Genomic DNA, 396 nt, shown 5'->3' with positions numbered 1-396 from the left:
GTCCATTTCGGCGGGCTCGGAGGGCATGAGGAGGTCGACGGAAGGCTGTTCCACGAGGCAAAGGCAGGGAGTGGTGCGGAAAAACAGTGTACTGGCACGTGCCGCGCGCAGACCATGCGGGATGGCCCGGGCGCGCGGAGCGTCACGCTCGGCAAGCGCCCGTGGCCTGGATGCGGCACCGCACCGTGAGCCCACCCCTGGTACCGCGCACCGGGCGGGGCATGCGGCGGGAACGCTCAGGTCTCGGCCAGGAGCCGTTCGATCAGGCGGTGGAGTTCCGGGAAATCCGGCGCGCCCACGTAGCTCTTCACGATCTCGCCGCGCTTGTTCACGATGAAGGTCGAGGGCGTGAGGCGCACGTCGCCCCAGGCCTTGGCCACGGCGCCGGTGTTGTCG

1 protein-coding gene is annotated in these 396 nt (G+C 69.7%); it reads left to right on the top strand.

Annotated features, from left to right (window positions below):
• The coding region (locus MPC4_RS20880; protein ID WP_210253598.1) for a hypothetical protein at positions 1–189 on the top strand (189 nt) is incomplete at its 5' end.
• Positions 190–396 lie beyond the last annotated feature (207 nt).

It is taken from the genome of Methylocella tundrae, from assembly GCF_901905185.1.
Lineage (GTDB): Bacteria > Pseudomonadota > Alphaproteobacteria > Rhizobiales > Beijerinckiaceae > Methylocapsa > Methylocapsa tundrae.
Note: the sequence above shows the minus strand (reverse complement) of the source record. Positions and strands in the feature narration are given on the sequence as shown.